This is a genomic window from Bradyrhizobium sp. CCBAU 51745, assembly GCF_028128715.1.
Taxonomy (GTDB): domain Bacteria; phylum Pseudomonadota; class Alphaproteobacteria; order Rhizobiales; family Xanthobacteraceae; genus Bradyrhizobium; species Bradyrhizobium manausense.
This window is the reverse complement of record NZ_LBJP01000086.1, coordinates 156,061-178,676: the sequence shown is the minus strand read 5'-3', so window position 1 is coordinate 178,676 and position 22,616 is coordinate 156,061. Positions and strand designations below refer to the sequence as shown.

The 22,616-nt window shown below is 64.8% G+C and carries 24 protein-coding genes and 1 pseudogene; 14 read left to right on the top strand and 11 right to left on the bottom strand.

Annotation, left to right across the window (positions count from 1 at the left end; all coding sequences use genetic code 11):
- Positions 1-287: 287 nt before the first annotated feature.
- From XH98_RS27540 to XH98_RS27475, 14 genes are all read left to right on the top strand, one after another.
- On the top strand, positions 288-1,277 hold the full coding sequence (locus XH98_RS27540; RefSeq protein ID WP_271620493.1) for a Bug family tripartite tricarboxylate transporter substrate binding protein: 990 nt from the start codon (positions 288-290) through the stop codon (positions 1,275-1,277).
- A gap of 266 nt (positions 1,278-1,543) precedes the next feature.
- Positions 1,544-2,890 (top strand): ABC transporter substrate-binding protein, encoded by a 1,347-nt coding sequence (locus XH98_RS27535; RefSeq protein WP_057758819.1) that lies wholly within the window; start codon positions 1,544-1,546, stop codon positions 2,888-2,890.
- A 100-nt stretch (positions 2,891-2,990) separates the two neighbouring features.
- A complete protein-coding gene (locus tag XH98_RS27530) occupies positions 2,991-3,950 on the top strand; it encodes a carbohydrate ABC transporter permease (protein ID WP_057758818.1) in 960 nt (319 codons plus the stop codon).
- Complete coding sequence (locus tag XH98_RS27525; protein WP_271620492.1) at positions 3,947-4,900, top strand: carbohydrate ABC transporter permease; 954 nt, start codon at positions 3,947-3,949, stop codon at positions 4,898-4,900. The genes XH98_RS27530 and XH98_RS27525 overlap by 4 nt, the downstream gene beginning before the upstream one ends.
- The gene (locus XH98_RS27520) at positions 4,897-5,109 is read left to right on the top strand and encodes a hypothetical protein (protein WP_220002794.1); all 213 of its coding nucleotides are present in this window, start codon (positions 4,897-4,899) and stop codon (positions 5,107-5,109) included. The genes XH98_RS27525 and XH98_RS27520 overlap by 4 nt, the downstream gene beginning before the upstream one ends.
- 4 nt (positions 5,110-5,113) lie before the next feature.
- A complete protein-coding gene (locus XH98_RS27515; protein ID WP_271620491.1) occupies positions 5,114-6,211 on the top strand; it encodes an ABC transporter ATP-binding protein in 1,098 nt (365 codons plus the stop codon).
- Positions 6,204-7,211, top strand: a complete 1,008-nt coding sequence (locus XH98_RS27510; RefSeq protein ID WP_271620490.1) for an ABC transporter ATP-binding protein — start codon at positions 6,204-6,206, stop codon at positions 7,209-7,211. The genes XH98_RS27515 and XH98_RS27510 overlap by 8 nt, the downstream gene beginning before the upstream one ends.
- A complete protein-coding gene (dhaL, locus tag XH98_RS27505) occupies positions 7,208-7,822 on the top strand; it encodes a dihydroxyacetone kinase subunit DhaL (protein WP_271602098.1) in 615 nt (204 codons plus the stop codon). The genes XH98_RS27510 and dhaL overlap by 4 nt, the downstream gene beginning before the upstream one ends.
- Positions 7,819-8,205 (top strand): dihydroxyacetone kinase phosphoryl donor subunit DhaM, encoded by a 387-nt coding sequence (dhaM, locus tag XH98_RS27500; RefSeq protein ID WP_271602097.1) that lies wholly within the window; start codon positions 7,819-7,821, stop codon positions 8,203-8,205. Before dhaL ends, dhaM begins: the two co-directional genes overlap by 4 nt.
- Positions 8,198-8,512: an HPr family phosphocarrier protein gene (locus XH98_RS27495; protein ID WP_057758806.1), complete on the top strand. Its 315-nt coding sequence runs from the start codon at positions 8,198-8,200 to the stop codon at positions 8,510-8,512. Before dhaM ends, XH98_RS27495 begins: the two co-directional genes overlap by 8 nt.
- A gap of 3 nt (positions 8,513-8,515) precedes the next feature.
- Complete coding sequence (ptsP, locus tag XH98_RS27490; RefSeq protein WP_271620489.1) at positions 8,516-10,114, top strand: phosphoenolpyruvate--protein phosphotransferase; 1,599 nt, start codon at positions 8,516-8,518, stop codon at positions 10,112-10,114.
- On the top strand, positions 10,111-10,542 hold the full coding sequence (locus XH98_RS27485) for a hypothetical protein (RefSeq protein ID WP_057758802.1): 432 nt from the start codon (positions 10,111-10,113) through the stop codon (positions 10,540-10,542). The genes ptsP and XH98_RS27485 overlap by 4 nt, the downstream gene beginning before the upstream one ends.
- Positions 10,543-10,578: 36 nt before the next feature.
- Positions 10,579-11,568 (top strand): dihydroxyacetone kinase subunit DhaK, encoded by a 990-nt coding sequence (dhaK, locus tag XH98_RS27480; RefSeq protein ID WP_271620488.1) that lies wholly within the window; start codon positions 10,579-10,581, stop codon positions 11,566-11,568.
- Between the two features lie 180 nt (positions 11,569-11,748).
- Entirely contained in the window at positions 11,749-12,204 is a 456-nt protein-coding gene (locus XH98_RS27475; protein WP_057758798.1) for an RbsD/FucU family protein, read from the top strand.
- Positions 12,205-12,248: 44 nt separating this feature from the next.
- Here the strand turns inward: XH98_RS27475 and XH98_RS27470 are convergent, their stop codons facing one another.
- The 11 genes and pseudogenes from XH98_RS27470 to XH98_RS27420 form a co-directional block, all read right to left on the bottom strand.
- On the bottom strand, positions 12,249-12,875 hold the full coding sequence (locus XH98_RS27470; RefSeq protein WP_271620487.1) for an FMN-dependent NADH-azoreductase: 627 nt from the start codon (positions 12,873-12,875) through the stop codon (positions 12,249-12,251).
- 3 nt (positions 12,876-12,878) lie between these two features.
- The gene (locus tag XH98_RS27465) at positions 12,879-14,453 is read right to left on the bottom strand and encodes an isochorismatase family protein (RefSeq protein ID WP_271620486.1); all 1,575 of its coding nucleotides are present in this window, start codon (positions 14,451-14,453) and stop codon (positions 12,879-12,881) included.
- A 20-nt stretch (positions 14,454-14,473) separates the two neighbouring features.
- On the bottom strand, positions 14,474-15,322 hold the full coding sequence (locus tag XH98_RS27460; protein WP_057758792.1) for an MBL fold metallo-hydrolase: 849 nt from the start codon (positions 15,320-15,322) through the stop codon (positions 14,474-14,476).
- A 31-nt stretch (positions 15,323-15,353) separates the two neighbouring features.
- The gene (locus tag XH98_RS27455) at positions 15,354-16,238 is read right to left on the bottom strand and encodes an amidohydrolase family protein (RefSeq protein ID WP_271620485.1); all 885 of its coding nucleotides are present in this window, start codon (positions 16,236-16,238) and stop codon (positions 15,354-15,356) included.
- The gene (locus XH98_RS27450) at positions 16,235-17,356 is read right to left on the bottom strand and encodes a vWA domain-containing protein (protein WP_271620484.1); all 1,122 of its coding nucleotides are present in this window, start codon (positions 17,354-17,356) and stop codon (positions 16,235-16,237) included. Before XH98_RS27450 ends, XH98_RS27455 begins: the two co-directional genes overlap by 4 nt.
- Positions 17,353-18,234, bottom strand: coding sequence for an AAA family ATPase (locus XH98_RS27445; RefSeq protein ID WP_271602089.1), 882 nt, complete (start codon positions 18,232-18,234; stop codon positions 17,353-17,355). The genes XH98_RS27450 and XH98_RS27445 overlap by 4 nt, the downstream gene beginning before the upstream one ends.
- Positions 18,235-18,246: 12 nt before the next feature.
- A pseudogene (locus XH98_RS27440) lies at positions 18,247-19,264 on the bottom strand (xanthine dehydrogenase family protein molybdopterin-binding subunit).
- On the bottom strand, positions 19,265-20,857 hold the full coding sequence (locus tag XH98_RS27435) for a xanthine dehydrogenase family protein molybdopterin-binding subunit (protein WP_271620483.1): 1,593 nt from the start codon (positions 20,855-20,857) through the stop codon (positions 19,265-19,267).
- A gap of 12 nt (positions 20,858-20,869) precedes the next feature.
- Positions 20,870-21,346: a (2Fe-2S)-binding protein gene (locus XH98_RS27430; RefSeq protein WP_271620482.1), complete on the bottom strand. Its 477-nt coding sequence runs from the start codon at positions 21,344-21,346 to the stop codon at positions 20,870-20,872.
- Positions 21,347-21,352: 6 nt separating this feature from the next.
- Positions 21,353-22,171, bottom strand: coding sequence for an FAD binding domain-containing protein (locus XH98_RS27425; protein ID WP_271620481.1), 819 nt, complete (start codon positions 22,169-22,171; stop codon positions 21,353-21,355).
- Positions 22,172-22,615 carry an SRPBCC family protein gene (locus XH98_RS27420; RefSeq protein ID WP_220002812.1) on the bottom strand — a complete coding sequence of 148 codons (444 nt, stop codon included), beginning with the start codon at positions 22,613-22,615 and terminating at the stop codon, positions 22,172-22,174.
- Position 22,616: the final 1 nt, after the last annotated feature.

Sequence of the window (22,616 nt, the reverse complement as noted above, 5' to 3'; positions counted from 1 at the left end):
GCGGGAGCGCTTCAGGTCTACGCGCCGTAGCTTCAGCCAGCCCAGCGCATTTGAAAATATTGTAGTTAGATGAAGGCGTTAGACTGGTGGATGAGGCTTGCTCTTCCACCGAGCTGTCTGGCTTGCGCAGGGACCTTAGTCGAAAACGGATGGACACTCTCGTTCTGCGCGCATTCCGTGATGGCACGCTGATCGCATGTGCCATTGACGATGGCTGTCTCCTGCGTTTGGAGCTTTGGGAGCCGGTCCCGCCGCTGATCAAAGCTTACGACGTTCGGAAATAGGACATGCCTTCCCTTTCGCGACGAGATTTCGTCAACGCGGCCACGTTTGCCGTTGCGCTCCCCGGACTCTCGCGCAGCGGGAAAGCCGCTGACTATCCATCGCGGCCCATTCGCCTTGTGATTCCCTATGCGGCCGGCGGCTCAGGTGATCAGATCGGTCGCCCCTGGGTCGAGAAGATGTCCTATCAACTCGGTCCGACATTTGTGGAAAATGTTGGCGGTGCAGGCGGCGCGATCGGGACAACCGCGGTGGCGCGCGAGAAGCCCGATGGCTATTCGCTGCTTCTGGGAAACGGCAGCACGCAGGTCATCATTCCGCTGACGACGCCAAATCCTTCCTATTCGGTCGCGGATTTCCGGGCGATCTATCGCCTGATCAGCAGCGCACTGGTTTTCGCCGTCCATCCGTCGCTGCCTGCTATGGATCTGCAAGGCCTGATCGCCTATGCCAGGAGCAAACCGGGCAGGCTGTCCTATGGGACCCCGGGCATCGGCACCGGCAATCACCTCGTGGGGGAGCTGTTCAAGCAGCAGGCAGGCAGCCTGGATATCGTCCACGTTCCCTATCGGGGAGTCTCGCAGGCTACCAACGATCTCGTCAGCGGCCAGATATCGCTCGTCATTGCCGTGATGTCGGACCAATTGCAGCAACTGAGACGGGCCGGCAAAATAAGGCTGCTTGCGGTTACCACCGACAGGCGCTTGAGCGGCGCGCCCGACATCCCGACCGCGATTGAATCCGGCATGCCTGATCTCAGCTACGAGGGATGGTTCGGCCTTTTCGCTCCGACAAAAACCGACGATGCGATCATCGACCGCATCGCGCAGGCAACGCGGGCGGCGATGGCCGATCCAGCATTGCAGGCGAATTATCGCGCGCAGGGCATGGAGCCCGACAGCGATTCAAGTCCGGAGAAATTCCAGCGGGTTGTCGATGCCACCTCGGCAAGCCTTGCGCCGGTGATCAAATCAATCGGGCTACAAGTGCTGTAGGCGCGCCGAATTTTCGTGTGCTGGAGGCGGAGTGCAATCTCCGCGGGCCCGATGCCGGAAGCCTGAGAAACTGCGCTTGCAATGTTTAGTAATTGGTGGTTCACTAAACAAATCGAGCCTGCCGGGCCTATAGAATCCGGGTGGCGCGAGGAAACACCAGTTTAGTTACTCAGCTCGTCATGGACTGTGTTGCTCTGCTCGAAGCATTCGAGCGGGTAGGAAAGCCGCGCCATGTCGATGGCCGGTCCACCAGGAGGGAACGTGTAATGAAACGGACGACGAAGACGCTTGTAGTGGCATGCGGGGCAGTCGCCGCCGCATTTGGCGTCGGAGCGGGCACCACGCCCGCGCAGGCGCAAGGCAAGACCATCACGCTGTGCTGGGCCGCATGGGACCCGGCCAACGCATTGGTCGAATTGTCGAAGGACTTCACCGCCAAATCGGGTATCGGTATGAAGTTCGAATTCGTGCCGTGGACCAATTATGCCGATCGCTTCCTGAACGAACTCAATTCGCACGGCTCGCTGTGCGACCTCATCATCGGCGATTCCCAATGGATCGGGGGTGCCGCGGAGAACGGCCAGTACGTCAAGCTCAACGATTTCTTCAAGAAGGAAGGAATCAGCATGGACGACTACATGCCGGCGACGGTGGTCGGCTATTCCGAATGGCCGAAGAACACGCCGAACTATTGGGCGCTGCCGGCGATGGGCGATGCGGTGGGCTGGACCTATCGCAAGGACTGGTTCGCACGGCCGGACGTGCAGAAGGACTTCAAGGCCAAGTACGGCCGCGAAATCGGTGTGCCGAAGACGCTCGATGAGCTCAAGGACATTGCGCAATTCTTCCAGGGCCGCGAGATCGACGGCAAGAAGGTCTATGGCGCCTCGATCTATACCGAGCGTGGCTCGGAAGGAATCACCATGGGCGTCTCGAACTACCTCTACGATTACGGCTTCAAATACGACGATCCGAAGAAGCCCTATGCGATGGACGGGTTCGTGAACTCGGCCAACGCGGTGAAGGGACTCGAAGCCTACAAGGAGCTCTACAAGTGCTGCACGCCGCCCGGCGCCTCCAACTCCTACATGTCGGAAGGGCTTGATGCCTTCAAGTCCGGCCAGGTCGCACTGCAGATGAACTTCTTCGCGTTCTTCCCGGGCCTCTACAAGGACCCGAATGTCGGCGGCGACAAGATCGGCTTCTTCGTCAATCCGGCCGGTCCCGCCGCGCAGGCGACGCAGCTCGGCGGACAGGGCATCTCGGTGGTCTCCTACTCGAAGAACCAGCCCGAGGCGCTGCAATACATCAAGTGGTTCTCCGGCGGCGACGTCCAGAAGAAGTGGTGGGCGCTCGGCGGCTATTCCTGCGCCAAGTCGGTGCTGAACGATCCGAGCTTCCCGAGCAGTGCGCCGTTCGCCAAGGAGTTCCTGCAATCGATGGGCATGGTGGTCGACTTCTGGGCCGAGCCGTCCTACGCCCAGCTGCTGCAAGCCGAGCAGAAGCGCGTGCATGATTACGTGGTGGCCGACAAGGGCACCGCACAGGAAGCGCTCGACGGTCTGGTCAAGGACTGGAAGGCGATCTTCAAGGAAGAAGGCAAGAAGTTCTGAGGTTGATTCCCGGAGCGCGTGCGCTCGCGCTCCGGGCTTTCCTTCGATGACCGGAACTGTCGCATCGTCGACATCCCGGGTGCCAGGATCGGTCGCTGCAATGAATGAATTGAGTGCCTCTTCGCGGATCACCTATCGGGCCGTCATGGTCCGGCCCAGTGTGGCGCATCGTATCCGCGGCCTGTCGGACAGGACGCTCGCGTGGCTCTTCATCACGCCGACGATCGTGTTGCTACTGGCGATCAACATCTTTCCGCTGCTCTGGACCATCTATCTGTCGTTCACGAACTATCGCGCCAACAGAGCCAATGTGCCGACGATCTGGCTGGGCGCCGACTGGTACCAGTCGATCCTGACCGATCCCGACATCTGGGCGGCGATGCAGGTGACGGCGCATTTCGTGATCTGGACTGTCGTGATCGAGACCGTTCTCGGATTTGGCCTGGCCTATCTCATCGACAAGAAGTTCAGGGGCCACGGGATTTGGACCACGATCATCCTGCTGCCGATGATGCTGTCGCCGGCCGTCGTCGGCAATTTCTGGACGTTCCTGTACCAGCCCCAGATCGGACTGTTCAACTACGTCGTCGCCTTCTTCACCGGACGCGCGGCCTCGTCCTTCCAGATGCTGGGCGACGTCACGCTGAGCCCCTGGGCCATCGTCATCGTCGATGCCTGGATGTGGACGCCCTATGTGATGCTGATCTGCCTCGCAGGCCTGCGTTCGATCCCCGATTACATCTACGAAGCGGCGGAGGTCGATCGCGCGTCGAAATGGCGGCAGTTCTGGTCGATCACGCTGCCGATGGCACTGCCGTTCATCATGCTGGCGGTGCTGTTTCGCGGTATCGAGAATTTCAAGATGTTCGACATGGTCAATCTGCTGACCGGCGGGGGGCCGGGATCGACCACCGAAGTTGCCTCGATCACGCTCAAGCGGGCCGCGTTCGAGAGCTGGCGCACCGGCTATTCCTCGGCCTTCGCGATCATCCTGTTCGTGACGGTCTTCGGTCTCGCCAATATCTACGTCAAGGCGCTGAACAAGGTGAAAAGCCGATGACCTCAGCCACCACAGCCCATTCGGTCGTCGAGCCCTCGGCCACGACGCGGCGCTTTGCCGGTTCGCTGGTCGTGCTCTACGCCGTCATCACCATGATCCCGCTGGTCTGGATCATGCTCACCGCGTTCAAGTCGCCTGACGATGCGATCTCCTATCCGCCCAAGGTGCTGTTCAAGCCGTCGCTCGAAGGCTTCTGCAACCTGTTCACGACGCGCTCGCGCCAGACGCCCGAGTTCATCCGTTCGCTGGGACCGCCGCAGGGGATGTGCGACGACATCGCGCGCAGCCGCAACATGGTGGTTGCCGGTCCCTCGAACTATGTGCCGCGCTTCGTCAACTCGCTGATCATCGCGTTCGGTTCGACCGTGCTCGCTGTCGCGCTCGGCACTTTGTCGGCCTACGGCTTCTCGCGGTTCCGCGTGCCGCTGAAGGATGATCTGCTGTTCTTCATCCTGTCGACCAGGATGATGCCGCCGATCGCGGTCGCGATCCCGATCTATCTGACGTACCGCACCATCGGATTGTCAGACACCAGGCTCGGGATGATCCTGCTCTACACCTCGGTCAATGTCTCGCTCGCCGTCTGGCTGCTCAAGGGCTTCATCGACGAAATCCCGCGCGAGTACGAAGAAGCGGCGATGATCGACGGCTACACCCGCTTCCAGGCCTTCGTGAAGGTGGTGCTGCCGCAGGCCACCACGGGAATTGCGGCAACCGCGATCTTCTGCCTGATCTTCGCCTGGAACGAATACGCCTTCGCCGTGCTTCTCACCTCGGGCAACGCGCAGACGGCGCCGCCGTTCATTCCGATCATCATCGGCGAGGGCGGGCAGGACTGGCCCGCGGTCGCCGCCGGCACCACGCTGTTCCTGGTGCCGATTGTGGTGTTCACGGTGCTTCTGCGCAAGCATCTGCTGCGCGGCATCACCTTTGGAGCCGTCCGCAAATGAGTGTCGATGTTACCCCATCCATCGCCCCTCGCGGGCTTGCAGACCGCATTCTGCGCCGCGGCCCGCTTGAAGCCGTGGCGACCGCGATCATCGCTGCCGGTGTGGTGATGCTGATGCAGCCATTCTCACTGACTCTGTATTCCTGGTCGTTCGCAACAACCCTGTTCGGCACGGTGATGTTCACCATCGTGTCGAAGGTCCGGGAGTAGCGCGATGGCACAGATCAAGGTCGAGGCGCTCGACAAATCCTTTGGTGACTTCCATGCTGTCAAGTCCGCAAGCTTCACCGTGGAGGACGGCCAGTTCCTTTGCCTGCTCGGACCATCCGGCTGTGGCAAGACCACAACGCTCCGCATGATCGCCGGCCTGGAGCTGCCGACGGCAGGCACGATCAGGCTCGACGGCAAGGACGTGACGATGAACCGCGCCTCGGCGCGCGACATCGCCTTCGTGTTCCAGCTGTTTGCGCTCTATCCGCACATGAATGTCCGGCGCAACATCGGCTTTCCCCTGAAATGCGAGGGCATCGGTGCGGCCGAGCGCGACCGCCGGGTCGTCGAGGCCGCGCGCATCCTGCGGATCTCCCATCTCCTCGACCGTTCCGTCTCCGGCCTTGCCGGCGGCGACCGGCAGCGCGTCGCGCTCGGGCGGGCGATCGTGCGCAAGCCAAAATGCTTCCTGATGGACGAGCCGCTCGGCGCGCTCGATACCGAGATGCGCGAGGCCATGATTCATGAGCTGCGTGCCCTGCATGACCGGCTCGGCGCGACCACCGTCTATGTCACCCATGACCAGCTCGAGGCCATGGCGATGGCCGACAGGATCGCGGTGATGAACAACGGCGTTGTCGAGCAGGTCGCAAGCCCGCGGGACATCTATGACCGGCCGGCTTCGCTGTTCGTTGCGGATTTTATCGGCTCGCCGCCGATGAACTTCCTGCCGTTCCGTGGCGGGCTGCAGAGCGGCGCCGAGGCAATCCGGCTCGGCGAGCGAGATGTGGCCATTCCGGCTGCACGCGAGGCGATGGCGGAGAGCGAGCTCGTGCTCGGCGTGCGACCCGAGCATGTGCGCTTCACCGATCGCGGCATGGTGCGCGGCGAGGTCTATGGCACAGAATATCTGGGCACGACGCAGATCGTGACGGTGACGACGAGCTATGGCGCGCTCAAGGCCCGCTCGCCCAGCAGCAGATCGTTTCGGACGGGCGAGACCGTTGGGCTCGACTTCCGGCCCGACACGCTGTCGATCTTCGACAAGGCGTCGGGCCGGGCCATTCGCACTGCGCTGCATGAGGGAGTTGCGCATGGCTGAGGTCGAGATCGTCTCCGTTTCCAAGGCCTTCGGCAAGACGCAGGCCTTGAGGGATCTGTCGCTGACCGTCGGCGACGGCGAGTTCGTCGCGCTGCTCGGGCCGACCGGCGCCGGCAAGACCACGGCATTGCGATTGATCGCCGGATTGGAGCAGCCGGATAGCGGCTCGATCCGGATCGACGGGCGTGACGTCACCGGCAATGCGCCGGCGGACCGCGATGTGGCCTTCGTCTTCCAGCAATATTCGCTGTATCCGCACCTCACCGTGTTCGAGAACATGGCCTTCGCGTTGCGCGCGCCGACCCGCCGCGTGGGCGAAGCCGATATTCGCATGAAGGTGCAGGAGGTCGCGCGTCTGCTTCACATCGAGAACAAGCTGGACAACAAGGCGACGCAGCTCTCGGGCGGGCAGATGCAGCGCGTTGCGATCGGCCGGGCGCTGGTGCGTTCGCCCTCGATCTATCTGATGGACGAGCCGCTGTCCTCGCTGGATGCCAAGCTGCGCGGCGAGTTGCGTCTCGAGCTCAAGCGCATCCAGGTCGATCTCGGCGCGACGATTCTTTATGTCACCCACGACCAAACCGAAGCGATGACCATGGCCTCGCGCATCGGCGTGATCGAGGGCGGACGGCTGTTGCAGATCGGCTCGCCGCGCGAGATCTACGAGAACCCGATCAACGCGCATGTCGCAGCAAGGCTGGGCCAGCCGACGATCAATCTGCTTCCGGCAGCTCTGTTCGGCCGTGGGCCTGCCGGTGCCACGACGGTCGGCGCGCGGACCGAGCATCTGGCAATCGCCCGCGGCGGCGGCGAGGTCTCGGCAATTGTCAAGCGGGTCGAGCATCTCGGCGACCAGAGCCATCTCCATCTCGACCTCGCCGGCCGGCCAGTTGTGACCCTGGCGGATCCCGAGGCGGGCTTTGGCGCCGGAGATGTCGTGTCACTCTGTCTCAACAAACCGCTGTTTTTCGATGCGAATGGCTGGAGGGTGGCGGCATGAGCCTTGATCGGGTAGCCAGGGAAAGATTGGTGCGAGCGCTGGCGGGTTCAGTGATCGAGCACGCGGAGGAATTGACGAGCCTCGACCAGGCGATTGGCGATGGGGATCACGGGCTGAACATGAAGCGCGGTTTCGAGGCGGTGCTCGCGGCACTGCCGGGCCTTGCCGACAAGTCGCTTCCCGAAATGCTGAAGGCGATAGGAATGACGTTGGTGATGAAGGTCGGCGGCGCGTCGGGGCCGCTGGTCGGAACTTTCTTCATGGAACTGGGTAAGGCGCTTCCGGAGCAACCGAGCCGCTCTGATCTGGTCGCCGCGACGGAGAAGGCGATCGAAGCCGTCAAGGCGCGCGGCCGTTCGGAGGCGGGGCAGAAAACGCTGCTGGATGTCCTGGTGCCGGTTCACGCCGTCCTGGCGGGAGGCGGCGATGCCAAGGCGATCGCGGCTGAGGCTGCGCAGGCCGCCGATCGCACCACGCCGATGCAGGCGATTCGCGGCCGCGCATCGTTCCTTGGTGAACGTTCCATCGGTCACATGGATCCCGGCTCGCGCTCGGCGTCCCTTCTGATCGGCGCAGCCGTTGAGACACTGGAGTTCGAGGTCAATCCATGAGCAATGTCGGAATTGTCATCGTGTCGCATTCACCGAAGATCGCGGAAGGCGCGGCCGATATGGTGCGCCAGATGGTCGGTGACGCAGTGCCGCTGGCCTGGACCGGCGGCGATGTCGATGGCGGACTTGGTACGAACGTTTCCGGAATCCTCGAGGCGATCGAGTCGGCCTGGTCGCCGGCAGGCGTGGCGATCCTGGTCGACCTCGGGGGTGCCGAGACCAATTCCGAGATGGCAGTGGAGATGCTCCCCGAAGATCGTCGCGCGCGCGTTCTGGTTTGCAATGCCCCAGTGGTCGAGGGGGCGGTGATCGCCGCGACCGAATCGTCGGGCGGCTCATCGCTTGCCGCCGTCAAGCGCAGTGCGGAGGAATTCTATGCATGATGTTAACGCCAACCGGGCGGCCCAGACGTTTGCGCCGCTGACCGCCTCGGCGGTCCTCGTCAATCCGGTCGGCCTGCACGCGCGGCCATCGGTGAAGCTGACGCAACTGGCAAAGGGCTTTACCGCAAAGATCGAGATTGCGCTTGCGGCCGAGGGACCGTGGACGGACGCCAAGAGCCCGGTGAAGGTGATGCGTGTGAAAGCGCCGCAGGGCGCAACGCTGCATTTCCGCGTCAACGGTCCCGATGGCGAGGCGGCGCTCGCGGCCATGCTGGCGCTGGTGCATGATGGGTTCGGCGAGGCATAAGTCGTGGGCGAGATTCACCTGACCGGCCATCCCGCTTCGCCAGGCCTAGCCATCGGCCCGGTCGCGGTGCTGACGAGCGAAGTGGCGAGCAGGGCTGAGAAGGGCGATCCGGCACAGGAGGCCGCAGCGCTGAAGGCGGCGATCGAGGGCGCTGCAAGCGAGCTCGCCGATTTGATTGCGACGGTTCACGGCGAGGCCGCGGAGATCCTGGAGTTCCAGGTCGCGATGCTCGGCGACGATGCGCTTGCGGAGGGCGCTTACGAAGCCATTGCGGGCGGTACGGCCGCCGATGAAGCCTGGCGGGTGGCACTCGACGTCGAGATCGCCGGCTACCGCGCGGCGGATGAGGAATATTTTCGGGCGCGTGCTGCCGATCTTGTCGACATTCGCGATCGCGTCCTCGCGGGCCTGAACGGTGCAAACACGATCGCCAACATCTCCGGCGATTCGGTCGTTACGGGTAATGATATTTCGCCATCGACATTCCTCGCCGTTGACTGGACCCGCGGCGGCGCGATTGCGCTCGCCAGCGGATCGCCATCGTCGCATGTCGCGATGCTCGCGCGATCGCGTGGCGCCCCAATGGTCGTCGGGTTGGGGCCGTTGCCATGGAACGGACAGCCGCCGTCACTGGCGCTGGTCGACGGTGACGCCGGCACCGTGATCTTCAATCCCATGCCCGAAACGCGCCGCCTGTTCGAGCAACGCATGGCGGCTGCGAATGCCGCGCAGATTGCCGCCGATGCTGGTCGCCTCAAGCCCGCGGTGACAGCCGATGGCCGCCGTATCGCCGTTCTCCTCAATGTCGCTGCGCCGGAAGATCTCGCAGGCCTCGATCCCGCCATCTGCGACGGCATCGGACTCGTACGGACGGAGTTTCTGTTCGAGGGATCGAGAGGACTTCCGGGCGAGGATGCGCAATATCAGGTCTACCGCCGCATTCTCGAATGGGCCGAAGGGCGACCGGTGACGATCCGCACCCTCGATGCCGGCGGCGACAAGCCGATCCCCGGCGTGACTGTTGATGGCGAGCGCAATCCGTTCCTGGGCCTGCGCGGCATCAGGCTATCGCTGGCGCGGCCGGAGGTGTTTCGCGTGCAGTTGCGGGCGCTGTGCCGTGCAGCCGTGCATGGGACGCTGAAGGTGATGCTGCCGATGGTGGCGATTCCCACGGAGCTCGATCGTGCGAACGCCATGCTGGACGAGGAATTCGCTGCACTGAAGGCAGCAGGCACAGACTGCGCCAAGCCGCCTCTCGGCATCATGGTCGAGGTTCCCTCGGCCGCGCTCTGCGCGGAAGATTTCGGCGCGGCGTTCTATTCCATCGGCTCAAATGACCTGACCCAATACACAATGGCCGCGGCGCGCGACATCGGCGCCGTCGCCGACCTCAACGATGCCGGCCATCCGGCGGTGCTGGCGCTGATCGCACGGACGGTCGAGGCCGGGCTCAAGCGCGGCGTCGAGGTCTCGCTCTGCGGCGATGCCGCCGCCGATACGCGCTTGACTAGGGCGTTGCTGGCGACGGGCCTGACAACCCTCTCGGTCTCTCCGATCGCCGTGGCCCGGCTCAAAGCCGCCATCGCCGGGGTGAGCGCATGAGCGAGGATGCAGGCGAGGACATAAGCCGGCCGGGCGACAGCAACGTCGCGGATTACAAGCTCATCCTGCGGCGGGCGCTCGACAACCGGCCATCCGGAACGCGGTTGAAGCTCGCGGCGGCGCTCGGCAAGAACCGCTCCTTCGTCAGCCAGATCACCAATCCGGCCTATCTGGTGCCGATTCCGGCCAAGCATGTCGCGATCATCTTCGAGGTCTGCCATCTCTCCGGTACCGAGCGCGCGGCTTTTCTGGAAGCCTATGGGCGCGCGCATCCGGGGCGGCTGCGTGGCGCTCATCGCGAGACGCGCACGCGCGATGTGACCGTGACGGTGCCCGATCTCGGCGACGACAAGAAAAATCGTGCGCTGGAGCAGCTCATCGTCGACTTTGCCGCCCAGCTCGCCCGCTATGCCGAGAGCATCGGCTGACCCATTCGAAACGCAAAAGATAACCGGGAGGACGCCATGAAAAAGTTGATCAACAGCGCCGACACGGTGCTCGAAGAGAGTCTCGATGGGCTCGCGGCTGCGCATGCCGATATCCTGCAGCTCGGTCCTGACAGGAAGTTCGTGCGCCGCCGCAATCTGAAGCCGGGCAAGGTCGCGCTGATCTCGGGCGGCGGCTCCGGCCATGAACCGCTTCATGCCGGCTTTGTCGGCCATGGCATGCTCGATGCCGCCTGTCCGGGCCAGGTCTTCACTTCGCCGACGCCGGATCAGATGATCGAGGCGGCCGAGGCCGTCGATACCGGGGCGGGCGTGCTCTTCATCGTCAAGAATTACGAAGGCGATGTGATGAATTTCACCATGGCCGCCGAAATGGCCGGGCGCGAGGTCGCGAGCGTCGTGACCAATGACGACGTCGCGGTCGAGAAATCGACCTACACCACCGGTCGTCGCGGCGTTGCAGGCACGCTGATCGTGGAAAAGATGGTCGGCGCCGCGGCCGAAAAGGGCATGCCGCTCGCCGCGCTCAAGACGCTCGGCGATGAGGTCAACAGGCGTACCCGCTCGATGGGCGTGGCGCTGTCGCCGTGCACCGTTCCTGCGGCAGGACGGCCGAACTTCACACTGGCTGACAACGAAATGGAGATGGGGGTCGGCATCCATGGCGAACCGGGGCGGCGCAGGGTGCCGCTGGCCTCTGCCGATGCGATTGCAGCCGACATAATTGGCGCGATCCTGGATGATCTCGCGCTGAGCAAGGGCAGCGAAGTCCTGCTTCTGGTCAACGGTTTCGGCGCAACGCCGCTGATCGAGCTCTATCTGATGGCCAACAGTGCCAAGCGCCTCCTGGATGGCGCCGGCATCACGGCGACGCGTTTCCTGACCGGCTCCTACGTGACGTCCCTCGACATGGCCGGCGCCTCGATCACGGTCTCGGTGCTCGATGGCCAGTCAAAGGAGTTGTGGGACGCGCCGGTGCATACCGCGGCACTGCGCTGGGGGATGTGACGGCCAGAAATCAGGCCCGATCACCAACGGCATGGCTCAAGTCGCTCGATTGCGGAGTGGGGCGAAGATCGATCCGCGGGACGCCTGCTTATAGCGACTGGAGAAGTCGATTGGGGGTGATATAGATGGGCAGCCGGACCTTCAGAGTCCGGGCGATTCCGAGAGAGGGAACGATACAATATGCTCAAGGGCATCAACCCGCTGCTCAATGCCGACGTGCTCTATGCCTTGCGTGCCATGGGGCACGGGGATCGTCTGGTCGTGTGCGATACCAATTTCCCGGCCGACTCGATCGCGCGCCAGACCGCATTCGGCGAGCTGCTTCGCATCGACAATGTCAGCACCGCAAAGGCGGTCGAAGCCATTCTCTCGGTGCTGCCGCTCGATACGTTCGTGGACGACGCGGCCATGCGGATGGAGATCGTCGGCCAGCCGCAGGAGGTGCCGCCGGTGCAGCGCGAAGTGCAGGCCGTGATCGACCGCGCCGAGGGACGTTCCTGGCCGCTGGTCGGGGTCGAGCGTCACGCCTTCTATGAGAAGGCCAAAACGGCCTATTGCGTCATCGCCACCGGCGAGCGGCGCTTCTACGGCTGCTTCATCTTCTCGAAGGGCGTGATCGCGCCGGACGGAGAGTGATGGCCATGAGTCATGGCACCGGACGATTCAGCTGACAGTGCGGCTCAGAACCGCTTCGCCATCTCGGCGAGGCGGCGATGCGCAGACTCGCGGGCGGCGCGGATCGGTTCGGCCGGACCTGCGGTTGGGCCGATCGGCACGAAGCGCACGTCGCTGACACCGATGAAGCGGAGCGCTTCGCGCAAATAGGGTGTCGCCATGTCGATGCGACCGCGGTTCATGCCGGTCGCGAAATCGCTGCCTGAGGCGAGGATGACAATGGTCGGCCGGTCCTTCAGCAGCGGAAGGTAACCTTGCACGGGATCGAAGTGGAACGTCAGGCCGGGCTGGATGATGATGTCGAACCACTGCTTCAGCTTGTAGGGGATGCTGAAGTTCCACATCGGCGTCGAGATCAGCACGCGATCGGCCAGCGCGAAGCGCAGGGCCATCCGCTCGGCTTCGGCAAAGCTGTTGCGCTGAGCATCGTTGAAGGCCTGCGCGTTCATGCGCGCATATTTGGCCTCGACGATGGGACCTGCAAATTCCGGCATCCGCTCGCGCCAGAGGTCGGCGACGTCGATGTCCCAATCGGGGCGGGCCTGGCGAAAGCCGTCAAGGAACACGCCTGCACCGGCACTGGACTCGGAGTCGGGGCGCGGCGAGCAGGAGAGATGCAGAAGCTTCGCCACCGCTCATCCCAGCGCTCTGATGACGGCATCCGCGCGCGTGACCACGGCGACGTTCTGCATGGCAAAATTGATCGACGCCGAGTGCCAGTCGGCATTCATGGTCGAGCAGCAGTCCTCCGGCACGATCATGAAGTAGCCCTTGTCGGCGCCGGTACGGGCGGTGTGCTCGACCGACATGTTGGTCCAGGCCCCGGTGTTGATGATCATGTCGCGGCCGGTGGCTTTCAGGATCGTCTCCAGCTTGGTGCCTTCCCAGGCGCTCATGCGCATCTTCTCGACCACGAAATCGCCGGGCCGCGGCTCGAGGCCTGACACCGGCGCCGCGCCCCAGCTGCCGCGCACCATCGCCTTGCTGTCGACCAGGCCTTCGAACAGCGGCGCGTTCAGCGTCACGCCGGGCGCGCCTGCTTCGACCACGAACCAGACATGGATAATCGCGACGCCGCGCGCCCGCGCGGTCTCCGCCAGGCGCCGGACATTCTCGACAACGTGCTGTTGCTTGGCATGGCCCGGCGCACCGGAGTCGGCGAAGGCGCCGCCATCCATGATCACGTCGTTCTGCAGATCCTGGATGATCATGGCGCAGCGGTTCGGATCGAGCCGCAACTCGCCATCGGCGAGGATCGGCGCTGTGGCCGCGGGGCCCGTGCTTGGACCACCGCTGCTGCGCCGTCCGCTCATATAGGGCTCGTGGCGCGGTCCGGTCCTGGTCGGGATGGCGTAGACCGAATGCGTCGCGGTCAGGTACAGCGTGCGGAAATCCGGCCCACCCCACGAGAGGTTGGCGACCAGCTCCGGCACACGGACTTTTCCGAGCAACTCGCCGCGCGATGAATAGACCCAGACGCCGCCGGGCGCGGTGACCCAGACATTGCCGTGCTGATCGCATTTCATGCCATCGGGCACGCCCGCCTCCAGTTCGGAGCGGATGCCGCTGGCGAACACGCGCGCATTCGCCAGCGTGCCGTCGGCGTTGACGTCGAACACACGGATCAGCGCCTGAACGGTGTCGTTGACATAGAGCAGTCTTTCATCGGGCGAGAAGCACAAGCCGTTCGGCTGGTCGAACAAGGTTCTGTCGACCACCAGCTTCGGCTCGCCGCCGGGCACCACGCGATAGACGCCCTGGAAGCCGAGCTGGCGCGGCCGCTCGACCCCATAGACGGGCATGCGGCCATACCAGGGGTCGGAGAAATAGATTGCGCCTGAGGAGTGGACGCAGACATCGTTCGGGCTGTTGAGCTCCTGCCCGCCAAAGTGCGAGGCCAGCACCTCGCGCCGCCCGTCCGGCCGTTCGCGGATCAGCGAGGAGGTCGCATGCTCGCAGACGATCAAATTGAGTTCGGCATCATAGATCATGCCGTTGCACTTGTTCGATGGACGCTTGACCTCGACGACGCCGCGCCGCGCATCCCAGCGCCGGCGCACGTCGCCCGGCATGTCCGAGAACAACAGGTAATGATCGACCGGATGCCAGATCGGTCCTTCCGTGAACTCAAAGCCCGTGCCGACTTGCGCAACGGGCGCGTAGGGATCGATCAGCGTCTCGAATTCGGAGCGCAGGGTGACATGTGTCATCGGTCGGCCCTCACATCATGCTAGGCAGGGAACCAGTTGCGCGCGGGCAGGGACTGCACGATCGGTCCGGGGACCTGGTCGTGCAGCCGGCCCACGACATTGCCGCCTTCGATCTTGGCGGGGCGGTCGTGCACCGGCAGCAGGTAGCGCGAATTGCTGAGCAGCTTCTTGATCGCGGCCTTCTCCGCACGTTTGCTGGTGCCGTGGTTGCCGGTGGTGCGCGGCTCCCAGTCGTGGATCTCGTGGAAGGGCGTGACGATCTGGTCGTTGAAATCGTAGATCACGTCGCCGCAGATGGTGGCAATGCCGTCGGCGGTCTCGACGATGATGTTCATCGAGCCCTCGGTATGGGCATTGGCGGCGTCGCAATAGACGCCGGGCATCAGCTCGATCGGGCCGGTGATCTCCAAGTCGAGGAAGCGCAGCGCGCTCTTGGTGTGCAGACGGTCGATCAAATGCTTGATGTCGGGCGCCGGATATTGCGGGTGCATCAGGCCGGAGACGGAATATTCCAGCTCCTTGCGGTTGAGCACGACGGTCGTGTTCATCGGGAACAGATCGTCCTTGCCGGCATGATCGATGTGCAGATGGGTGTGACAGACGAAACGGACGTCGCCCATGCGCACGCCGTGGCGGGCGAGCTGGTTCTCGATCATGTGTTCGTGGTATTGCAGCCCTCGCATGCCCAGCGTCTCCATGATCTGGTTGGAGCGATAGCCGGTGTCGACCACGACAGGATATTTGCCGCCGAGGATCAAAAAGCCCAGCGTGAGGACGCGGCGGGTGCGGCCGCAATCGCGACCGAGCACCAGGAAGCTCGATTCCAGCTCGATATCGCCGTAGTCCAGGATCTTGATCTCCAGCGCCATTCGTTGCCCTCCTTGTGTTCTTTCTTGTCGTTCAAAGTCGATAGACGCGTGTCGCCGTACCTCGGAAGATTGCATCCCGTTGTTCGGCGCTCAGCGGCGCGGCCGCCGCACGAAAGGCCTCAACGAGCTCGCGATAGCTGGTCCACAATTTCTCGATGGGGAAATTCGAGCCGAACAGGCAGCGCTCGGCGCCGAAGATCGTGACGGTGTCGGCGACGACAGCGGCGATATGCGCGGGGTCGTTGCGATGGATGAAGGTGCCGAGGCCCGAGAGCTTCGAGACGACATTCGGACATGTGGCGAGCCGGGCCATGCCGGCGCGCCAGGCTGCGCGGCCCGCTGGCGAAAGGTCTTCGAGCATGCCGGCATGTTGGAGGATGAAGGTCACCTTGGGGCAGGAGTCGGCGAGATGCGCGGCATCCGGCATCTGCGGCGTGAACACCTGCAGATCGAAGCTCCAGCCATAGTCGGCGAGACGCGCGACGTTGCGGCGGACCATGGGATCGACGCAGAGATCGGGCTTGGCTGCGAAGCGATAGAGCGGGTTCTCATGCCAGTGCAGCTGCATGCGCACGCCGCGCACGAGGGAATAGCGCTTGAGGCGGTCAAGCTGCGGACGGACGTCGTCCACGGCGAAATTGGCATAGGCGACGATGCCGTGCGGCCAGCCGTGTTCATCGGCGGTCCGCTGCACCCAGGCCGCCTCGTCCTCGAAACGGTCATTGGCCCAATTGGTCTGGACATAGACCGAGCGGGTCACGCCGCTGCCATTGACGTCGTCGAGATATTCCTCGATCGGATAGTCGCGCCGGATAGCCTCGTAAGGTCCGAAGATGCGCGGCTGCATCGGGCCGACCAGCCAGGGCAGGTCGGCCTGCCGCCAGATATGATGATGGCCGTCGACAAGCTCGCTCACGCCACTCTCCTTCGTCCCAAGGCCAGGACATGCGCGACGATCGAGGCGCTCGATCCACCGTCGACCAGATCATCGACAAAGCGCTCGATGGCAACGAGCGCCTCGGTCTGCGGCCGAAAGCCGGGTCCGGTCGCCAGTGGCGTCAGCCAGCTCACGCGCCAGGCCCGTCGCGACAGCTTTGCCACCGCATCACGCAACGCATCGGGCTCGCCGCGCTCCAGCCCGTCCGAGACCACGACCACGGCCGCCCCGCGCGCATAGCTGCCGAAGCGGGGCACCGCCAGGAAGGCCTGCAGCGCATCGCCAATGCGGGTGCCGCCATCCCAGTCGCTGACGAGATGCGCAGCCGCGCTCAGCGCCTGCTCGCGGCGCTTCAGCCGCAGCGCGCGGGTGACGCGGGTCAGCCGGGTGCCGAAGGTGAAGACCTCGACATTGGGCGCGGCCTGCACCAGCGCATGCGCCAGCTTCATGTTCTCTTCGGTGCGGCTCTTCATCGAACCGGAGACGTCGATCAGCAGCAGGAATTTTCGCGGCCGCTGGCGCCGCTTCATATGCCCGAGCCGCAGGATCTCGCCGTCGCTGCGGACGGAGTCGCGCAACGTACGGCGAAGATCGGCAAACGGCCCGCGGCGCGTGCGCATGCGGCGGTGGCCACGCCGCCGGGGCAGGCGCCTTGGCGCTTCGCGGGACAGCCGGCGGAGCGCATCCGTGGTGGAGAGCTGCGCGAAACGGCGCTCGACCAATGCCTCGGTGCGAGTTGCGGTCAGGCCGGATTCGTTGGCGTCGTCGGAGCGCAGCGGCTCCTCGTCGCCGCGGCCTTCCTCCTGGAGGCGGACGGTCTCATCGTCCTCGCCGTCATCGGCATGCTCGATCGCCTCACTGCCGCGGAAGTGGAGGTCGAACAGACGGTCGAACGTCGTGCGGCGTTCGGGCGGCGGGGCGAGGGTGGCGAGTGCTGCCTGCCTGATATCGCCGAGGTCGCGCGGGCCGAGCAGCTCGATCGCGGTGAGGAACGCGGTGGTTTGTTCCGGCGCGACGGCAAAGGCGTTGACACGCAGCAATGCGACGAAGGAGACGAAGATGCGGGCGGCGCGCGGCAGTTGGGGCTCGGTGCTCATGCGGTCGCCTCCGCGAGCATGGCGTCGAGCCGGGGCGAGATGAAGTGCAGATCCTCCTCGTCCTTCAGCGCGACGCCGATCGATCGCTTGAACGCATCGGGCCAGCGCGCACCGCCCTTGTGCAGCAGCGTTGCGGCCTCGGCCCAATCCACGGCCTCGGCGATGCCAGGCGCCTTGCTCAGCGGCTCGCGCCGGAGCTTGCCGACCGCTGCGACAACGGCCCGCGCGGTCGCTTCGGCGACGCTGGAGGCGCGCAGCATCACGATGCGGGCCTCGCGCTCTTCGGTGGGGTAGTCGATCCAGTGATAGACGCAGCGGCGGCGCAAGGCTTCGTGCAGGTCGCGCGTCCGGTTCGATGTCAGGACGACGACGGGGCGTTCGGCAGCACGCACGGTGCCGCGCTCGGGGATCGAGATCTGGAAGTCGGAGAGGAATTCCAGCAGGAAAGCCTCGAACTCCTGGTCGGCGCGGTCGACTTCGTCGATCAGCAGCACAGTCGAGTCCGGGGCTCGCAGGGCAGCCAACATCGGCCGCTCGATCAGGAACGTCTCGCCATAGATGTCGATGCTCTCGTCGCCGGCCTGGCGGATCGCGAGCATCTGGCGCGGATAGTTCCACTCGTAGAGTGCAGCGGATGCGTCGATGCCCTCGTAGCATTGCAGGCGGATCAGGCGGCGGCCGAGCACGGCGGCGATGGCCTTTGCGGCCTCCGTTTTGCCGACACCCGGCGCGCCCTCGAGCAGCAACGGCTTGCCGAGCGCAAGGCCCAGATAGGCCGCGGTCGCAAGGCCCTCGTCGGCGAGGTAATAGGCAGCGCGCAACGCTTTCTCCAGCGCCTCCGGGCTGTCGATGCCGACGATGTTGCTGCGGACCGGCATGAGCCAAAACCTCTAGCGCCGCGCCTGCGGCCGCGCGCCGCCCTGGGCCTTGATCGCGCGCAGCACCTTTTCCGGCGTGATCGGCAGGTCGTCGATGCGCACGCCGACCGCGTTGAAGATTGCGTTGGCGACGGCCGGCAGCACCGGGTTCGCGCACATCTCGCCGGGCCCCTTGGCGCCGTACGGACCGTCCGGGGCGGGGCGCTCCAGCACGGCGATATCGTGCGGGCAGATGTCGCCGGGCCCGGGCATCAGATATTCGACGAAGTCGCGCGGGCCATGCACCGGCTCGGGATAATACGGCTCGGGCGTCTCATACAGCGCGTGGCTGACGCCCATCCAGGCGCCACCGACGAGCTGCTGCTCGACCAGCCGCGGATTGAGCGCGCGGCCGAGCTCATAGGCCGAGTCCATCCTGATCATCGCGACCTCGCCGGTCTCGTCGTCGACCTCCACCTCGGCCACGAGACAGGCGTGGGCATAGCAGGTCGCGGGCGACATCTCGCCGGTCTCCGGATTCACTTCGGAGAGAGGCACGAGAAAAATGCCGCGGCCGGAAATGGTCTTGCCCTGCTTGAACTGGGCCGCGATTGCGACGTCCTTGGTCGAGATCGAACGGTGCGGCGCGCCCTTGACGTGGATGTTGCCGCGCCCGTCGGTCTCGAGATCGGCGGCGTTGACCTCCAGCTCCTCGGCGGCGGCTTCCATCATCACGCCACGCGCCTCCCGCGCAGCTGCCATCACCGCATTGCCGACGCGATGCGTTCCGCGCGAGGCGAAGGAGCCCATGCAATGCGGGCCGGTGTCCGAGTCGGCCGTGTCGACATAGACGTCCTCGACCGGCACGCCCAGCGTCTCCGCACCGCCGCGTCACCGATTTCATGCCCTGTCCGAGGTCGATCGAGGACAGCGCGACCGTGAACTTGCCGCTCGGATTGGAATGCACCAGCGCCTGGCTGGGATCGCCGCCGAGATTCATGCCGATGGGATAGTTGATCGAAGCCATGCCGCGTCCGCGATGCCGGGTCATCTAGCGCCTCCTGGTGCCGAAGACGGAGGAGAAACGGGTCGCGCCATGCGAGGGCGCGGCGGGCCGCGGTGAAGGCGGCGGCGGAGCCGGCGGAGGCGGCTCGCGCGGCGGTTCGCGGGTGACGGTCGGTGGCAGCCGGTCGTAGCTGGTGCGCTGCTGGGCCGGAGCCGCTGGCCGTGCGCGCGAGTCTGCCGGTGTCGGCGGGATCATGGCGCGGCTGCCGCCGCCGTCCTTGCGCGAGGATGCCCGCCTGAACTCCTCGCGCAGCGGCCATTTGGCTTTTTCAGCCGCGACCTGCACGCATTCGATCAGCGCCGTGTTCTTGGCCTCGCGCCGGTGCGCCTTCATGTCGCCGTCGCGATAGGCGTTGAGGATCCGGAATTCCATGGGATCCATGTTGACGAGGTGCGCCAGCTTGTCCATCTGGCACTCGATGGCGTAGTCCATTGCGGTGACGCCGAAGCCGCGCATGGCAGTCGCTGGCGTGCGGTTGGTGAAGACGCAATAGACGTCGCCATAGACGTTCGGGATGGTATAGGGGCCCGGCAGATGCGCGGCGCATTTCACCGCGGCGTAGCTGGAGAGACGCGTATAGGCGCCGCTGTCGAAATAGGCGCGGATCTTGCGCGCGACGATGCGGCCGTCGCGCATCACGCCGTCCTTGATGTAGATGCGCTCGGCCCCCCGCGGCGGGCCGTATTGCATCTCCTCCTCGCGTCCGAACACGTAGCGGACGGGCTTTCCGGTCAGCATGGCGCCGAGGATGGCAAGCGGCTCGGTCAGCGTGTCGACCTTGCCGCCAAAGCCACCGCCGACGGTGCCGCCGATGAAATGGAAGGTGTTGGACGGCACGTTCAGAATCTTGGCGCAGGTATCGACCGAAAAGAACAGCGCCTGGGTCGAGGTATAGACGACATAGCGGCCGTTGGTGTCGGGCGCGGCGATCGCGCCGTTGGTCTCGGTCGGCGCGTGCTCGATCGGCGACATCTGGTAGCGTTGTTCCAGCACATGATCGGCGGTCGCCAGCGCCGCATCGGCATCGCCGAAGCGCAGCCGCTGGTGATCGTAGGTCTCGTGATAGGTGAAGGTGTTTTTGGGATAGGTTTCGTTGACGACAGGTGCGCCGGGCTTCAGCGCATCCTCGACATCGAACACCGCCGGCAACGGCTCGTAGTCGATCCTGACTTTCGCGATCGCCTCAAAGGCCTCGCGCTCGCTGTCGGCGACGATGGCGACGATCGGCTCGCCCTTGTAGCGGACCTTGTCGACCGCCAGCGACGGCTCGTCGTCCTTGCCGAAATTGATCAGGCTGAGCAGCGTGTTCAGATTCACCGGCACATCGGCGCCCCTGATGATCCGGCGCACGCCGGACGAGCGCTCAGCCTCCGTCGTGTCGATGCGGCGAATGCGGGCATGCGCCTGCGTCGACCGCACGACCTTCAGATGCAACATGCCCTGAAGCTTGTGGTCGTTGAAATAGCTCGACGTGCCCGTGACATGGCCGAGCATGTCCTGCCGCTGCGTGCCCTTGCCGATTTCCTTTAAATTATCGTCGCGCTCGTCGGCGAAGATGTCCTTGCGCAGTTCCAGCATGGTCGCGTTCCCTTACGCGCTGACCCGGCCGCCGGCGGCGGCGAGGATGGCATTGATGATCGGCTCATAGCCGGTGCAGCGGCAGATGTTGCCGGAGATGGCCTCGATGACCTCGTCGCGGCTCGGTGAGGGATTGCGGTCGAGCAGGGCCTTGGCGGCCATCAGCATGCCCGGCGTGCAATAGCCGCACTGCGCGGCGAAATTGTCGGCAAAGGCGCGCTGCAGCGGATGCAGGTTCGGACCCTGCTTCATGCCGCCGAGCGTTTCGACGGCGCGGCCAGCGACCGTTTCCGCCAGCGTCAGGCAGGAGAGGTGGAGTTCGCCGTCGATCAGCACGCTGCAAGTGCCGCAGCCGCCCTGGCCGCAGCCGAATTTCGGCGTCATGTCGCCGATCAGCTCGCGCAGTGCCACCAGCAGATTGGTGCCGCCGTCGACGAAGATGGCGACGTCGCGGCCGTTGTGACGAAATTGAAGCGGGATCTTGGACATGGGGCTCTATTCCTGTCCCGACAGCAGGCGGCGCAGATGGACGCCGACGATCTCGCGGCGATACCAGGCGCTGCCGAGCGCATTGTCGGATGGTGATGTTCCCTCGGTGACGGCCGATGCGGCAGCGGCGATGGTCGCTGCATCCAGCGAACGTCCCTCCAGCGCACGCTCGGCGGCGCGGGCGCGGATCTGGGTCGGCGCCATCGAGCCGAGTGCGATCCGGGCGCCTGCGATACGGCCGCCCGAGATCGGCAGATGCGCGGCCAGCGTGATGACCGAGCCACCCTTCGGCTTGATGCGCGCAATCTTGCGATAGCGGAACGCCTCGGTGCTTCCTGGCCGGGTGCAGGAGATCGAGAGGACCAATGCCCCCGCCTGTCGGTCGCGCACCTGCAAAAATTCCTCGATCGGAATGTCGCGCGAGCCAAAGCCGCCCGCGACGGCCACGGTCGCATCGAGCGCCAGCAGCGCGACGGCGAAATCGCCATAGGGGTTCGGCGCAAAAAGATTGCCGCCGACCGTTCCCATGTTGCGCACCGCTGGGCCGCCGATCGAGCGGGCCGGGGCGTGCAGGAAGCCGAGGTCGCGCTCGGCGAGGACGCGCGTGAAGGTGACGCCGGCACCTAGCGTGATGCGCGGGCCGGACGCGTCGATCCGGGTCAGTGCCTGATCCTGGGCGCGGACCACCGTCGAGATCGAGACGTCGCCCTCGTTCAGCGCTCGCATCACCAGCGTGCCGCCGCCGAGATAGCGGGCGCTGCGGTCCGACGACAGCGCCCCGGCCGCCTCGCTGGCGCTGGCAAAAGTCTTCACTGTCACGGCCATCTAGGCGGCCTCCTTCAGGTGCCGGCGGATTGCATCGAACCCGGCCTGGTAAATGTCTTCGGCGACCATGTGGGTGATGCGGTCGCGGTCTTCCGGCCTGGTGGTGAAGCGCGACTCCCAGTGCCAGAAGGTGCGGTCGCCGTCAGTGACAGGCAGCAGGCGGACATGGGCGACGTAATTGAACATCGGGATCGGCGTATCGAGCAGGCAGTAGCTGAAGCTTTGTTCGAGGTCGGACAGCGCCAGCAATTGCTCGCGCAGTTCGGCGCCGTCCTTCAGCTTGAACCGTCTGATGCAGCCGATCTTGTCGGACGAATGCGCGCGTTCGATCGAAGACGTCGCGACCGCCGGATGCCAGCGATCGTGCCCGTTGAAATCGCGCAGCAGTGCCCACGCTGCATCGGTGGGCGCGTCCAGGATGGTGCTTTTGACGATATGCGGCACT

What these genes read in the sequence shown, in the direction of transcription:
- XH98_RS27435 (WP_271620483.1), bottom strand. Translation starts at nt 20,857, where the DNA reads ATGCTGGAACTGCGCAAGGACATCTTCGCCGACGAGCGCGACGATAAT.
- dhaL (WP_271602098.1), top strand. Translation starts at nt 7,208, where the DNA reads ATGAGCCTTGATCGGGTAGCCAGGGAAAGATTGGTGCGAGCGCTGGCG.
- XH98_RS27535 (WP_057758819.1), top strand. Translation starts at nt 1,544, where the DNA reads ATGAAACGGACGACGAAGACGCTTGTAGTGGCATGCGGGGCAGTCGCC.
- XH98_RS27525 (WP_271620492.1), top strand. Translation starts at nt 3,947, where the DNA reads ATGACCTCAGCCACCACAGCCCATTCGGTCGTCGAGCCCTCGGCCACG.
- XH98_RS27510 (WP_271620490.1), top strand. Translation starts at nt 6,204, where the DNA reads ATGGCTGAGGTCGAGATCGTCTCCGTTTCCAAGGCCTTCGGCAAGACG.
- XH98_RS27520 (WP_220002794.1), top strand. Translation starts at nt 4,897, where the DNA reads ATGAGTGTCGATGTTACCCCATCCATCGCCCCTCGCGGGCTTGCAGAC.
- XH98_RS27475 (WP_057758798.1), top strand. Translation starts at nt 11,749, where the DNA reads ATGCTCAAGGGCATCAACCCGCTGCTCAATGCCGACGTGCTCTATGCC.
- XH98_RS27430 (WP_271620482.1), bottom strand. Translation starts at nt 21,346, where the DNA reads ATGTCCAAGATCCCGCTTCAATTTCGTCACAACGGCCGCGACGTCGCC.
- dhaK (WP_271620488.1), top strand. Translation starts at nt 10,579, where the DNA reads ATGAAAAAGTTGATCAACAGCGCCGACACGGTGCTCGAAGAGAGTCTC.
- XH98_RS27530 (WP_057758818.1), top strand. Translation starts at nt 2,991, where the DNA reads ATGAATGAATTGAGTGCCTCTTCGCGGATCACCTATCGGGCCGTCATG.
- XH98_RS27465 (WP_271620486.1), bottom strand. Translation starts at nt 14,453, where the DNA reads ATGACACATGTCACCCTGCGCTCCGAATTCGAGACGCTGATCGATCCC.
- XH98_RS27495 (WP_057758806.1), top strand. Translation starts at nt 8,198, where the DNA reads ATGCATGATGTTAACGCCAACCGGGCGGCCCAGACGTTTGCGCCGCTG.
- XH98_RS27515 (WP_271620491.1), top strand. Translation starts at nt 5,114, where the DNA reads ATGGCACAGATCAAGGTCGAGGCGCTCGACAAATCCTTTGGTGACTTC.
- XH98_RS27445 (WP_271602089.1), bottom strand. Translation starts at nt 18,234, where the DNA reads ATGCCGGTCCGCAGCAACATCGTCGGCATCGACAGCCCGGAGGCGCTG.
- XH98_RS27450 (WP_271620484.1), bottom strand. Translation starts at nt 17,356, where the DNA reads ATGAGCACCGAGCCCCAACTGCCGCGCGCCGCCCGCATCTTCGTCTCC.
- XH98_RS27460 (WP_057758792.1), bottom strand. Translation starts at nt 15,322, where the DNA reads ATGGCGCTGGAGATCAAGATCCTGGACTACGGCGATATCGAGCTGGAA.
- XH98_RS27425 (WP_271620481.1), bottom strand. Translation starts at nt 22,171, where the DNA reads ATGGCCGTGACAGTGAAGACTTTTGCCAGCGCCAGCGAGGCGGCCGGG.
- dhaM (WP_271602097.1), top strand. Translation starts at nt 7,819, where the DNA reads ATGAGCAATGTCGGAATTGTCATCGTGTCGCATTCACCGAAGATCGCG.
- XH98_RS27540 (WP_271620493.1), top strand. Translation starts at nt 288, where the DNA reads ATGCCTTCCCTTTCGCGACGAGATTTCGTCAACGCGGCCACGTTTGCC.
- XH98_RS27485 (WP_057758802.1), top strand. Translation starts at nt 10,111, where the DNA reads ATGAGCGAGGATGCAGGCGAGGACATAAGCCGGCCGGGCGACAGCAAC.